General features: G+C 51.4%; 11 protein-coding genes and 2 pseudogenes. 9 read left to right on the top strand and 4 right to left on the bottom strand.

Annotated elements, in window-relative coordinates; translation table 11 throughout:
* Window positions 1–61: 61 nt before the first annotated feature.
* Together AAER43_RS12530 and AAER43_RS12525 are read right to left on the bottom strand one after the other, a co-directional pair.
* Window positions 62–1,294, bottom strand: a complete 1,233-nt coding sequence (locus tag AAER43_RS12530; protein WP_023330521.1) for a sensor domain-containing diguanylate cyclase — start codon at window positions 1,292–1,294, stop codon at window positions 62–64.
* Window positions 1,295–1,385: 91 nt separating this feature from the next.
* Window positions 1,386–3,513: pseudogene (locus AAER43_RS12525) on the bottom strand (EAL domain-containing protein).
* A gap of 455 nt (window positions 3,514–3,968) precedes the next feature.
* Between AAER43_RS12525 and AAER43_RS12520 the strand changes: the two are divergent.
* The 4 genes from AAER43_RS12520 to dbpA all read left to right on the top strand — a co-directional run bounded on the left by AAER43_RS12520 (window position 3,969) and on the right by dbpA (window position 8,110).
* The gene (locus AAER43_RS12520; protein ID WP_023338360.1) at window positions 3,969–5,111 is read left to right on the top strand and encodes a methyl-accepting chemotaxis protein; all 1,143 of its coding nucleotides are present in this window, start codon (window positions 3,969–3,971) and stop codon (window positions 5,109–5,111) included.
* Between the two features lie 156 nt (window positions 5,112–5,267).
* Entirely contained in the window at window positions 5,268–6,251 is a 984-nt protein-coding gene (gene zntB, locus AAER43_RS12515) for a zinc transporter ZntB (RefSeq protein ID WP_014884034.1), read from the top strand.
* A 275-nt stretch (window positions 6,252–6,526) separates the two neighbouring features.
* Window positions 6,527–6,709 (top strand): hypothetical protein, encoded by a 183-nt coding sequence (locus tag AAER43_RS12510; RefSeq protein ID WP_071978113.1) that lies wholly within the window; start codon window positions 6,527–6,529, stop codon window positions 6,707–6,709.
* Window positions 6,710–6,736: 27 nt separating this feature from the next.
* Entirely contained in the window at window positions 6,737–8,110 is a 1,374-nt protein-coding gene (gene dbpA, locus AAER43_RS12505) for an ATP-dependent RNA helicase DbpA (RefSeq protein ID WP_047344361.1), read from the top strand.
* A gap of 42 nt (window positions 8,111–8,152) precedes the next feature.
* On the opposite strand, the gene ttcA is transcribed toward dbpA, so the two are convergent.
* Window positions 8,153–9,088, bottom strand: coding sequence for a tRNA 2-thiocytidine(32) synthetase TtcA (gene ttcA / locus AAER43_RS12500; protein ID WP_050861983.1), 936 nt, complete (start codon window positions 9,086–9,088; stop codon window positions 8,153–8,155).
* Between the two features lie 2 nt (window positions 9,089–9,090).
* Window positions 9,091–9,331: pseudogene (locus tag AAER43_RS12495) on the bottom strand (site-specific integrase); the annotation flags it as partial.
* A 423-nt stretch (window positions 9,332–9,754) separates the two neighbouring features.
* Between AAER43_RS12495 and AAER43_RS12490 the strand changes: the two are divergent.
* From AAER43_RS12490 to AAER43_RS12470, 5 genes are all read left to right on the top strand, one after another.
* The gene (locus AAER43_RS12490; RefSeq protein ID WP_047027053.1) at window positions 9,755–11,731 is read left to right on the top strand and encodes an alkyl sulfatase dimerization domain-containing protein; all 1,977 of its coding nucleotides are present in this window, start codon (window positions 9,755–9,757) and stop codon (window positions 11,729–11,731) included.
* A 108-nt stretch (window positions 11,732–11,839) separates the two neighbouring features.
* Complete coding sequence (locus AAER43_RS12485; RefSeq protein WP_047027052.1) at window positions 11,840–12,184, top strand: DUF1294 domain-containing protein; 345 nt, start codon at window positions 11,840–11,842, stop codon at window positions 12,182–12,184.
* Between the two features lie 94 nt (window positions 12,185–12,278).
* Window positions 12,279–12,716 (top strand): VOC family protein, encoded by a 438-nt coding sequence (locus AAER43_RS12480; protein ID WP_050861984.1) that lies wholly within the window; start codon window positions 12,279–12,281, stop codon window positions 12,714–12,716.
* Window positions 12,717–12,820: 104 nt separating this feature from the next.
* Window positions 12,821–13,270 carry a hypothetical protein gene (locus AAER43_RS12475; protein WP_050861985.1) on the top strand — a complete coding sequence of 150 codons (450 nt, stop codon included), beginning with the start codon at window positions 12,821–12,823 and terminating at the stop codon, window positions 13,268–13,270.
* A 39-nt stretch (window positions 13,271–13,309) separates the two neighbouring features.
* Window positions 13,310–13,507 carry a hypothetical protein gene (locus AAER43_RS12470; protein WP_014883975.1) on the top strand — a complete coding sequence of 66 codons (198 nt, stop codon included), beginning with the start codon at window positions 13,310–13,312 and terminating at the stop codon, window positions 13,505–13,507.
* The last annotated feature ends 1 nt before the right edge of the window (window position 13,508 follow it).

Raw genomic sequence — 13,508 nt, 5'->3', positions numbered from 1 at the left:
CACCTGTCAGTGATTTACATAAGTGGGGCATTGTAACGACGCTTTCCCGTATACTCCAGTCTCATGCCGCAAGGACTTTATTACGTCCATCGTTTTTGGCGCGATAGAGCGCGTCGTCTACGCGTTTAAACAGCTCATCAATACTCTCTTCCGGTTCATGCCTTGCCACACCAATGCTGACGGTAAAACGGGGTAATCCGGGTATGGTGATACGGGTTACCGCCGCGCGGACGGATTCGGCAATCTTCATGGCAGTGTCGAGAGAGGTGCGCGGCAGCAGGATGACAAACTCTTCCCCTCCCCAGCGAAACACGAGGTCATCCTGCCTGCTGCAGGCTTCCAGCGTGCGGGAAAGGGCGATAAGCACCTCATCACCTTTCAGATGGCCGAAGAGGTCGTTGATGTTTTTAAAATGATCGGTATCCACCAGCAGCAGGCTAAATTGCTGTTGCGCGGAAAGGTGGCTCAGGTTGGTTTGATCGATAATATTGTAGAACTGGCGTCGGTTAAGTAAGCCTGTCATTGAGTCACGTAACGCAGCATTTTCCAGCTCCAGTTCGAGCCTTTTTTGTTCGGTGATATCATGGATGATGCACAACATCAGTTTGTCACCGTAAATCTCAATGGGCCCCGCGTAGGTCTGGACATGGCGGGTGGTGCCATCGGCAAGACGGTGAACAAAATTAAACGGCTTATGTCCGCCGGGCAGTGCGGCAATCTCCGTCATAATGGGCATGACACCTCTCCCCAGGGTATTTATCTCCCAGGTGTGTTTATTGCACATTTCATCATGCGAATAGCCATAAAAGCTGAGCGCGGCCAGGTTTGCATCGACAATTTGCCCGTCGCGGGCAGGGTCGATTAACAGCATTGGCGCACTGTTGGTCAGGAAAAAACGGGCGTAGAAACCCTGTTTTTTACGCTGATAGGTTGTGGAACGGCTGGCTTTCAGGCCTGATGGGGCCTGAGAAGAAATCCCTTCAAAAACGATAACATCGCCATAAGGCGTGAAGTGGGAGAGAGAGAGGCGGCAGCTTAACGGTGTATCTTGCCCGGCACGGCTAATCGTCCAGATCTCGACAATATCGTGATCGTTTTTCAGTTCAGGAACATACATCGACAACACGCTTTGCGCACTTGCGGAACAGGTGCCTTTACGCAAGCCATCCAGTGTTTTATTACCCATCAGCTGTGTTGCGGCCACATTGGCAAAAATGATCTGTTCTGAAACAGGAGATATGAGCCACACGGGCGTTTTAATTGCATTCAGCGCATCAAAACCATTTTGCGACATAGGCATTTCCTGTTCATCGGCATCTTATGCCTGACAATCACGTCAGATTAACTCGCGTCCACTCCTCTGAAACATACGCTATTCAATCCTGTCAGGCATGATTTTTTTGTGAAATAAATGCGGGATCCGTATGAATTTTACTCATGGGTATAATTTGTTTATCTGAGTTTTTCTGTAGCAGCAGCCACGGAACCTGTTCCGCAGGCAATGGGCGGGAGAAAAGGAACCCCTGCAGATAGTCACAGCCAAGGCTGGTCAGTATCGCCTGCTGTTCGTCCGTTTCAATGCCCTCAGCAACGACATTCATCTCCATGGTCCGGGCGATATTAATAATGGTTTCCACCAGCTTACGGCTTTTCTCGTTTTCCAGCATAGAGGTGACAAAACTCTTATCAATTTTTAGCTCTTTTGCCGGGAGAACGCTTAACATCAGCAGGTTGGAATAGCCAGTACCAAAATCATCAATAGAGACGGTGACACCCGCATGGTTAAAGGCGTTCAGGAGCTCGATACTGCGGTCGAGATTTTTAAGCGCGGTACTCTCTGTTACCTCCAGAATCAGCCGGGAGGGAGACAGATTATATTTTTCCAGCATCGACGAGACGATGTGAAAGATATCCGGCTGTTCGAACTGAACGGGGGATAAATTGAGCGACAATGTCCACTGACTGAAACCCTGTTCCGTCCAGAAATGAAGCTGCCGACACGCGGCCTCAATCGCCCAGTTGCCAACCGGAATAATCAAACCCGTTTGTTCCAGCGTGGGTAAAAACAGTCCCGGCAGCAAAACGCCTTGCTCCGGATGACGCCAGCGGAGAAGTGCTTCAAAACCGTGGATCGTCTTATCTTCCGCGTGCCAGGTTGGCTGATACCAGAGCTCAAACTGATCGCGTTCCAGGGCCTGAGAAAGCGCCTGAAGAAAACCCGGTTGCGCCGGCACTGTTGTTGACATCTCCGGACGGTAAATTGCCCAGCCGTTACGTCCATCCTCTTTAATATGTTGTAAGGCTGCATCAGCCTTAAACTTCAGTTCATGTAGCGTTTCGCCATCTTTCGGATAGAGGCTGACCCCCGCGCTGATGGTGGTGTTCAGCGTGTGACCGCAGAGTGAAAGCGGGCGGCGCATATCCGCGAGGAGGGTGGTGAGCAGGGTATTAAGCTTTTCATCATCACATTCGGGAACCAGCAGGATAAAAGCATCCCCGCCCAGTCTGGCCAGCGTCATCTCACGGGTAAGCCGGGATGTAATGCGCTGGGCAATAGTGATTAATAACTCATCACCCACGCTGTGGCCCCAGGTATCATTCACGCGTTTGAAGTGATCGACATTCAGGAAGATCACGGCAAACTGTTTCTTGCTCAGCAAGGCGCTGCGAAGACAGTCCTGCATTCGGATATCCATCTGATGATGGTTTGCGAGCCCGGTGAGGGCATCGAAGCGAGCCTGAAGCTCAAGCTGGCGATTGAGTTGTCGCAAATTGTCCGTCAGCCGGGTGGTGCGCCAGTGCGAATCGATTAGCGAAATAATTAACATCACGCCAAGAAGTGAGAGTGTGGTGACGGAAACCCATATGGATAATCCCAGCTCGCCGATCCCGCCGGTAAGCGTGCGCCATCTCATGGAAATGCGCGGCACTCATGCCCGTATAATGCATTGCGCAGATGGCGGCACCCATCACTAAGGCCGCGAGAATGCGATTTACAAAGACCCCTTTGTGCTTATCCCGGAGACGAAAAGCCAGCCACAACGCCACACCGGAGGCGACAACCGCAATTACCACGGACAAACCGACAATCCGCTGATCCCAGAGGATGCTTCCCTCCAGCATCAATGCGGCCATACCGATATAGTGCATCGAGACCACGCCAGCGCTGAGAATGATCGTGGCGACTGTCAGTCTAAACAGGGAGAGGTGTTTGCCCGTAACGGCAATATTAATGGCCGTTGTGGAGGCTATAACCGCCGCACCAAGTGAGGCCAGGGTTATCCAGAGATCGTAGCTCATCATCATGGGCATTTGCATCGACAGCATGCCGATGAAATGCATTGACCAGATCCCAATGCCCAGCGTTACGCCTCCGGCAATCCGCCAGAACAAAGCCGCTTTTCGGCTGGAAAGGGGAATTTTCCCGGCGCTGTCCAGAGCTACAAAGGAGGCGATAAACGCCACCAGATAAGAGACAGCAATCAACACAGGGTCCCACGATATATTGAGCATTATGCAATCCCACGCCTGAGAGGGTTACCGATTTCGCCTGCCGGCACATTTTTATCGGGCAACGAAAATGCGCATTCAAACCATATTAGTTATTTATCGTGAAAAATGACCAGTCATATAACAACTCTATACTCACCGGGAATATAAAATATATTCTCGTTTTTAACTTATTAAGCATTGCTAAACATAGACCACTATCACTAGCAAAGCGCCTTAAATACGTGGACGAACGAATCGTCTCGTCGCAGGTGATGGTATCGCTTAACGTGGTTGTGAACCAGTATCACAGCATTCGGCGCAGCACATTTTTACTAATACGCTTTTTTTACCTGACTTAAGCTAAATATCGGGTGCGTAACGGCGAAACGAGAAACCAGCGCGTTAGGTGAGGACAAACGTAAAAGTGAATGCTATAAGTCTTAATGCCGACCAAAATATAAGTTGTGGGTAAAATCATGCTAAGAAATATTAGTGTCAGGACCTTCATTGCCTGGTTCCTGTTATGCCTTTTTTTGGTAAATGCAGGTATCGTTGCTCTATTTTCCAGCAATTTCTCTCTATTCATTTCGATTAATCTGGTTAATTTCGTTGCGCTGTTTTTGCTCTGGAGTTATATGACGAAGTTTCTTGTGACGCCGATCAATACTGTGAAAAAAAGTATTGAAGAAGTGACCGCAGGTAATCTTGGTGTCTCAATCCCTGAGTTTGGCAATAACTGCGCGGGACGATTAATCCCCGGAATTAATAGTCTTTCCAGTAACATTGCGACGCTGGTGCGTGAGATCAGGGCGTCATCTCAAAACGCCATGACCTTGTCGGATCAACTCTCTGCCCGTAGCGCTCAGCTCTCGGTGAAAACCGAGCAGCAGTCTGCCTCTCTGGTGCAAACCGCTGCCAGTATGGAGCAGATGGCGGCAAGCACCCGAAACAATGCCGATAACACCCGTCTGGCGAGCGAGCAGGCAAACGTCGCGACATTGCAGGCGCGTAAGGGAGGAGAGCTGATGGAGCAGGTTGCCAGCAATATGCAATCCATAACCGAGTGCGCGCAGCAGATGACGGAAATTATCTCCCTAATCGACGGGATTGCATTCCAGACAAATATCCTGGCACTTAACGCGGCGGTTGAGGCGGCGCGGGCGGGCGATCACGGCAAAGGGTTCTCCGTCGTCGCGGAAGAGGTGAGAAACCTGGCACACCGCAGTGCGGAGGCCGCGAAAAACATCAAGACGCTGATTGACGTCACCAGCAGTAATGTTACCCAGGGTGCCAGCGTCGTGTCGGAAGCGGAAAAGAATATGCATGAAATCGTGACCGGTTCCGGCAATGTCAGCCGGTTGATGGATGAGATTTCTACCTCGACCGCTGAGCAGGAGAAAGGCATTTACCAGATCACCCTGGCGCTGTCTGAACTGGAGCGGGTCACGCAAAGTAACGTCGCGATGGCGGAGGAACTCAATGGTTCCTCTGATGTCCTGCGTAATCAGGTGATTGAACTGCAAACGCGGACACGCAATTTCAGGCTTGAGCAGGGACACTCGCCGTCATCGTTGACCGGCCCTGCACCTTTCCTCCAGCGGCCCGAGCACTCGCTCTGACATCACTTCAAAGCCTGGCATGCCAGGCTTTTCTTCTCCTGAAACACAGTATGTACAATTCCTGAGCGATTTCAGCGCCATGCGAGACATAGTTGTTGCTTAACCCCCGACGGAAGCTAGACTGACATCGAAAGAGCTAAACAGGGGGGAGGCGCAGTGGAGAGCATTAAAGGATCAGAACTTAACGTTCCTGACGCAGTTTTTGCGTGGGTGCTGGACGGTCGCGGCGGTGCCAGGCCGCTGGAAGATAATGATGTCATAGATAAAGAGCATCCCTGCTGGCTACATCTCAACTATACCCATCCGGAAAGTGCTGACTGGCTGGCCACGACCCCGTTGTTGCCCAACAACGTGCGCGACGCCCTGGCAGGAGAAAGCCTGCGCCCACGTGTGAGCAGAATGGGTGACGGAACGCTTATCACCCTGCGCTGCATAAATGGCAGTACGGATGAACGTCCCGATCAACTGGTGGCGATGCGCGTCTATATGGACGACGGGCTGATTGTGTCCACCCGCCAGCGGAAGGTCCTGGCGCTGGACGACATTGTGAACGATCTCAAAGAGGGAACCGGACCGGTCGACTGCGGAAGCTGGCTGGTGGACGTCTGTGACGCCCTGACCGATCATGCGAGCGAGTTTATTGAAGAGCTGCACGATAAAATCATCGACCTGGAAGATAACCTGCTCGATCAACAGATCCCGCCGCGCGGCTTTCTGGCGTTATTGCGTAAGCAATTGATCGTGATGCGTCGCTATATGACACCGCAGCGGGATGTGTACGCCCGTCTGGCCAGCGAAAGACTCAACTGGATGAATGACGATCAGCGCCGCAGAATGCAGGACATAGCGGACAGACTCGGCAGGGGACTTGATGAGATCGACTCCTGTATCGCGCGAACGGCGGTTATGGCGGATGAAATTGCTCAGGTGATGCAGGAGTCGCTGGCGAGAAGAACCTATACGATGTCTCTGATGGCGATGGTCTTCTTACCCAGTACCTTCCTGACAGGGCTGTTTGGCGTCAATCTGGGGGGGATCCCCGGTGGTGCTTACCATTACGGCTTCACCGCGTTTTGCGTCATGTTAGTTGTTTTGATTGGTGGTGTTGCATGGTGGTTGCATCGTAGTAAATGGCTGTAAATTTACGTTTTTTTGCCCTTTTGCAGAGATTAAAACGCTCTTTTAATTGAGCGAAGTCAATAAACATCAGCCCGGCAAGGTGCAATATTACTCCCGCAGGTGAATGCAACGTCAAGCGATGGGCGTTGCGCTCCATATTGTCTTACTTCCTTTTTTTGAATTACTGCATAGCACAATTGATTCGTACGACGCCGACTTTAATAGTCGGCTTTTTTTTGCCTCCTGTTTCTCAGCGTCTACCCTAAAAGGGACGACAACCAAGCCTGGAGGGAAAGATGAGCATTTTACTCGCTCTGCTCGTGAAACAATTGCGTCAGTCCGACCCTGTTCCCACCGATCCTGTGCCGATGCCCGATCCCATACCGCGTCCGCAGCCGATGCCCGATCCGCCGCCGGATGAAGAACCGATTAAATTGTCGCATCGAACCCTGAGATCTGCGAGGATACGCGCCATCTGACCGTAAAGATCACCACGAGAGACTACTGTGACCGCTTTTTCTACCCTGAATGTTCTGCCTGCCGCCCAACTCGACAACCTCAACGAGTTGGGATATCTCACGATGACGCCTGTTCAGGCGGCCGCGCTGCCCGCTATCCTTGAGGGCCGCGACGTACGCGTGCAGGCGAAAACCGGCAGTGGGAAAACGGCCGCATTCGGTCTTGGTCTGCTTCAGCATATTGACGCGTCGCTGTTCCAGACTCAGTCGCTGATATTGTGCCCGACCCGCGAGCTGGCAGACCAGGTCGCGGGTGAACTGCGTCGCCTGGCGCGCTTTATGCCCAATACCAAGATCCTGACGCTCTGTGGTGGACAGCCGTTCGGCGCACAGCGTGATTCGCTCCAGCATGCGCCACACATTATTGTCGCGACGCCTGGCCGCCTGCTTGATCACCTGCAAAAAGGCACCGTTTCGCTGGATGCATTAAGCACGCTGGTGATGGATGAGGCGGACAGAATGCTGGATATGGGCTTCAGTGATGCCATTGATGAAGTGATCCGCTTCGCGCCGGACGATCGCCAGACGTTGCTATTCTCTGCGACCTGGCCTGAAGCCATCGCCGCAATCAGCGGTCGCGTGCAGAAAAATCCGCTCACTATCGAGATAGACAGCGTCGACGCGCTCCCGGCCATCGAACAGCAGTTCTTTGAAACCTCACAGCAGGGAAAAATCCCGCTCCTGCAGAAATTGCTGAGCCAGCATCAGCCTGCGTCGTGCGTGGTGTTTTGTAATACTAAAAAAGACTGTCAGGCGGTGTGTGATGCGCTGAATGCGGCGGGGCAGAGCGCCTTATCTTTGCATGGCGATCTGGAACAGCGCGATCGCGATCAGACCCTGGTGCGTTTCGCCAACGGTAGCGCCCGTGTACTGGTGGCGACCGACGTGGCGGCGCGCGGTCTGGATATCAAATCCCTTGAGCTGGTAGTGAACTTTGAGCTGGCATGGGATCCCGAAGTCCACGTCCACCGTATTGGCCGTACCGCACGTGCAGGAAACAGCGGTCTTGCCATCAGCTTCTGTGCGCCGGAAGAGGCGCAGCGCGCCAATATTCTCGCTGAAATGCTGCAGATCACGCTGAACTGGGTGAATGCACCGGGCAGCGTTAAACTCGTGCCGCTGGAGGCCGAAATGGCGACGCTGTGTATTGATGGCGGCAAAAAAGCCAAGATGCGTCCGGGTGATGTGTTAGGGGCATTAACCGGCGATATCGGCCTGGAAGGGGCGGATATCGGTAAGATTGCGGTTCATCCGGCGCATGTTTATGTGGCCGTGCGTCAGGGAGTTGCCCATAAGGCATGGAAGCAGCTGCAAAATGGCAAGATTAAAGGTAAAACCTGCCGCGTACGTCTACTGAAATAAGGCATAAAGCGTCTCAGAAGTCCTTTCTGAGACGCTAACCGATTACTTCACTTCCAGCACGTTCAGACGCAGTTCGTCCAGTTGGTTATCATCGTCTTCCGGCTGCCAGCCCGCAGGCTGCATGGGGATCTCTTCCCGGTCAAATGCCAGGTCACCGCCATTCACCACCTCTGAATCATGATTGATGCCTTTGAAGTCGAAGAGCTCAACGTCAGCGAGGTGTGAAGGGACCACGTTTTGCATCGCGCTGAACATGGTTTCGATGCGACCCGGGTAACGTTTGTCCCAGTCGCGCAGCATGTCGCCAATCACCTGACGCTGCAGGTTTGGCTGAGAGCCGCACAGGTTACATGGAATGATCGGGAACCCTTTCGCCTGTGAAAAGCGCTCAATGTCTTTTTCGCGGCAGTAGGCAAGAGGGCGGATCACAATGTGCTTGCCGTCATCGCTCATCAGCTTAGGCGGCATACCTTTCATCTTGCCACCGTAGAACATATTCAGGAACAGCGTTTGCAGGATATCATCGCGGTGATGGCCCAGCGCAATTTTGGTCGCACCCAGTTCCGTCGCGGCACGATAGAGAATGCCACGGCGCAGACGGGAGCAAAGCGAGCAGGTCGTTTTCCCTTCCGGGATCTTCTCTTTCACAATGCCGTAGGTATTTTCTTCGACGATCTTGTACTCAACGCCCAGGTTTTCCAGGTATTCCGGCAGAATGTGTTCCGGAAAGCCCGGCTGTTTCTGGTCAAGGTTGACCGCTACCAGCGAAAAATTAACCGGCGCGCTTTGCTGAAGATTGCGCAGGATCTCCAGCATGGTGTAGCTGTCTTTACCGCCTGACAGGCAAACCATGATACGGTCGCCTTCTTCAATCATGTTGAAGTCTGCAATGGCTTCGCCCACGTTACGGCGCAGACGCTTTTGCAGTTTGTTCAGGTTGTATTGCTCTTTCTTAGTATTCGATTGAATTTCTTGCATTTTTATTTGTCTCGGGAGGCGTCAGGGGCACCATAGGGGCAAACCTCTTTCCAAATCGGCAGTCGTGTATTCGGCATGACGATCTGATTCTGGCTCATTTCCACTATCCTGCTCCGTAAATTTCGTAAACCCTTTGCGCGTTTTCAAGCCCCTCTGACTGACAATGAAAGACGGGTTAGCGCTGGCAGATCATAGCCAGCAGGCACAGGCATGCCGCGTATGGTACGGATTACTGCGACGAATTCAATATGCTTAGGAAATGCGATGTCAGAATTAACCCGACAAGAAGAAAAGGGATGCTGGCGTAGGCGTTCTCGACAGGGACCCACAAAACGACTTGAAGCAAGATTCAGTGATTATGTGGAAGCCAAAAGATTGAATTTGAGGTGAGGGTGGAGCCTGATGATTAAAACCATATATGAAATGTGGATATTCAGGCTTCCGCTCATTTTTTTCGAGTTGTTATAAATTATTAACAGTCCTTTGCGAGTTATTTACGGTATTGACAGTTTTATCTGGTTCATTTCAGAGTAAATACAGTGCGTTAATTTCCAGCACTCCGCTTGCTGATTATCAAACACCCATTATATTTATTCATGTTTCCTTTCATTAAGCTCTTATTAATACATCCCTACCTGTGATTTAGCAGAACATCGAGAGGTTTTGATGAAATTCAACATGATAGTAAGAAGCCTTGCTTTAGCGGGCATTCTCGGCTCAATCAGCCTTCCCCTCAGAGCTGTTGAGGCACCGAAAGACGCTACGGCACCGACGCAACAAACTAACAATGCCTTGTATAATCAACTTCCTTTCTCTGACAACACCGATTTCACTAATGCCCATAAAGGATTCATTGCTCCACTTCCTCAGGAGATTATCAAGGGGGAGCAAGGAAATACCATCTGGAATCCGCAACAATATTCTTTTATTAAAGAAGGTGATAAAGCTCCTGATACGGTTAACCCGAGTTTATGGCGTCAATCTCAGCTGATCAATATTAGTGGTCTATTTGAAGTCACTGAAGGCGTTTATCAGATTCGAAATCTTGACCTGTCAAATATGACCATTATTGAAGGGAAAGAAGGTATTACCGTGGTCGATCCGCTTGTTTCGGCAGAAACAGCAAAAGTCGGTATGGATCTTTACTTTAAAAATCGCGGCAAGAAACCGGTCGTTGCCGTCATTTATACCCACAGCCATGTTGACCACTACGGCGGCGTGCGAGGGGTGGTTGATGAAGCGGATGTGAAAGCCGGCAAGGTCAAAGTTTATGCGCCTTCGGGGTTTATGGAAGCCGCCGTTGCGGAAAACATCATGGCGGGTAATGTCATGAGCCGCCGTGCCAGCTACATGTACGGCAACCTGCTGAAGCCAGACGCCAAAGGACAGGTAGGGGCAGGGCTTGGGACTACGACTTCTGCGGGCACGGTCACGCTGATTGCGCCGACGAATATCATTGAGAAAGATGGTCAGAAAGAGGTCATCGATGGGCTGACCTATGATTTTATGCTCGCGCCCGGTTCTGAAGCACCCTCGGAAATGCTCTGGTATATCGAAGAGAAGAAACTCATCGAGTCAGCTGAGGATGTCACTCATACCTTGCACAACACCTATTCGCTCCGCGGCGCGAAAATACGTGAACCGTTGCCGTGGTCGAAATACATCAACCAGGCAATTGTGCGCTGGGGTGATAAAGCTGAAATTATTATGGCACAGCACCACTGGCCGACCTGGGGCAACGAAAACGTGGTCAAACTGCTGAAAAGTCAACGTGACCTCTATCGTTACATCAACGACCAGACACTTCGCATGGCCAACGAGGGGCTGACGCGGGATGAAATAGCCGCAAACTTCAAGCTGCCGGATTCACTGGCACACACGTGGGCTAACCGCGGTTACTACGGCTCGGTCAGTCATGATGTGAAAGCCACCTATGTACTTTATCTTGGCTGGTTCGATGGCAATCCGGCGACCCTGGATGAACTGCCGCCTGAAGAAGGCGCGAAGAAATTCGTCGAGTATATGGGTGGTGCGGATGCCATTTTAAGTAAAGCGAAAACCGACTTTGACCAGGGGAACTACCGTTGGGTTGCACAGGTCGTGAGTAAAGTCGTTTTTGCTGACCCGAATAACCAGGCCGCGCGTAACCTTGAAGCGGATGCGCTGGAGCAGCTCGGTTACCAGGCTGAATCGGGGCCATGGCGTAACTTCTACCTGACAGGCGCGCAGGAGCTGCGTAACGGCGTAGTGAAGGGACCAACGCCAAATACCGCCAGCCCGGATACCGTGCGTGCTATGACGCCAGAGATGTTCTTCGATTACCTGGCTGTACATATCAACGGCCAGAAAGCCGGTGATGCCAAATCGGTGTTTAATATCGATCTGGGTAGCGACGGCGGTAAATATAAGCTTGAGCTTGAAAATGGGGTACTCAACCACACGGCTAACGCCGAGGCGAAAGACGCCGATGCCACTGTGACCCTTAATCGAGATACGCTGAACAAAATCATTCTGCAAGAGGTGACACTCAAGCAGGCTGAGGAGAACGGCGATGTGAAGATTTCAGGTGATGGTGCGAAACTCGACGCGATGCTCGGGTATATGGATAAATTTGATTTCTGGTTTAATATCGTCACGCCGTAAACGCTTTCCCTGCGAGTCCTTTTTCTCGCAGGGACGTTTTTTCGCGGTTGCCTGTCGCTGGCGTATAATGCCTTTCTCAATCCGCCTGACAGTTCAGTGGCCGTTCCTATGACGCTCAATCGTTTTTGTTTTTTGCTCCTGCTTGTCGCTGCGATCGGCAGCTTTTTCTCCTCGTCTTCCTTTGCCGTGTGGTTCCTGCTGATCAATGTGCTGACAATGGCCATTTATGGCGCCGATAAAACGGCAGCACGGAAAGGGATGCGCAGGGTGCCGGAAACTACGTTACTCCTGTACGGTGTTGTGGGAGGGTGGCCTGGCGCGATTTTGGGTCAACAACTCTTTCGCCATAAAACGCAAAAGCAGCCGTTCAAAACCTGGTTTTGGATCAGTGTTGTGGTGAGTCTCTCAGCCATGATGGCGCTGTATTATTTCTCTCCTTTTACCCCTTATTGAGCGTTGTCAGGACCGCACACATTCCCGTTGACCTCAAGTTAACTTGAGCTTTTAAGATGTCTTCGACATGTTGATACAGGAGTAACAACTTAAAATGAAAGACATCGATGTAGGCTTCACGCATGTTGCGTTTATGGTCAGGGACCTGGAAAAAAGCATCACGTTCTATCGCCGATACGCCGGGATGGACGTTATTCATTCGCGTGAATCCGGTCTTCCTGATGCCCGAAAAGTGGCATGGTTGACTGACCACACCCGTCCTTTTGCGCTGGTTCTGGTGCAGGCAGACAACGTGACCGATACGCCGCTGGGGAATTTTGGCCACCTTGGGATTGCCTGCGCTACGCGTGAAGAAATTGACAGAAAAACGGCGATGGCCACTGAGGAAGGGGTATTACGTAAAGCACCGGAGGATCTGGGTGATCCCGTCGGGTATTACGTATTCTTTGCCGATCCTGACGGAAATACCTTAGAGCTCTCATATGGTCAGCGTGTCGGGCTGACGGCGACGGGTGAGAACGCATCTGAATAACGTGAAACGGGCCTACTGCCAAAAGTAGTAGGCCAATTCCTGGTGGGTTGCTGTTTTTTGCACAATCTGAATAATACGTGCAACAACACGGACGACAGCATCCCATGAATAGAAAATCTATTGCACTGGCAGCACTGATGTTTTTCTCTGCGCCTGGCTGGTCAGCGTTTCAGGAGCGGGAATATAATACCTGGTATATAAAAAATGCCGTTCTCTATGACATGACGCAGACCTCGGACGGTTTTCCTGTCATGGTGAGTATATTCCAGCCTGAGCGTAAATCCGCAAATCTGGTAGTGTCGTACATCACTGAAGGCCGTTGCGATGATAATAACCAGCAGCTTAATGTGAATGGCAAAGTGCTGGCCGCAAAATATCGCTGTGTTCAGGTTGGACAGAACAGAATAGACCATTTCTCCGTGGTGGATGCGAACAGCGTCAATAGCCTGGTGACCTATCTAAAATCCGATTTCACGCTACTCCTGCAAAATGATATCAAGATTTGGGCGGCAAATATCAAAACGCCCAAATATGGTCTGACGCCGCGTTTTTAAAATCCTGCTACGCTTGTTTGTTGTATCAGGAGCATGAAGATGAAGAACAAAGACGAACAAACAGGATTAGTGGGGCTGGCGATCGGCGCCGCTGTTATTGGACTGGTTTCCGCACAGAGACCGATCGATCGCGACAGCATAGTGGATGAACTGGTCAGGCTGGGCAGGCAGAAAGGCGATGGTGTCGAAGATGAGGTTTTCGTTAAAGCCGCCCAGCTGGTGAGAAAAGGGGTATAAC

It is taken from the genome of Enterobacter sp. FUJ80071 (assembly GCF_038739915.1).
Taxonomy (GTDB): Bacteria; Pseudomonadota; Gammaproteobacteria; order Enterobacterales; family Enterobacteriaceae; genus Enterobacter; species Enterobacter kobei.
Note: the sequence above shows the minus strand (reverse complement) of the source record. Positions and strands in the feature narration are given on the sequence as shown.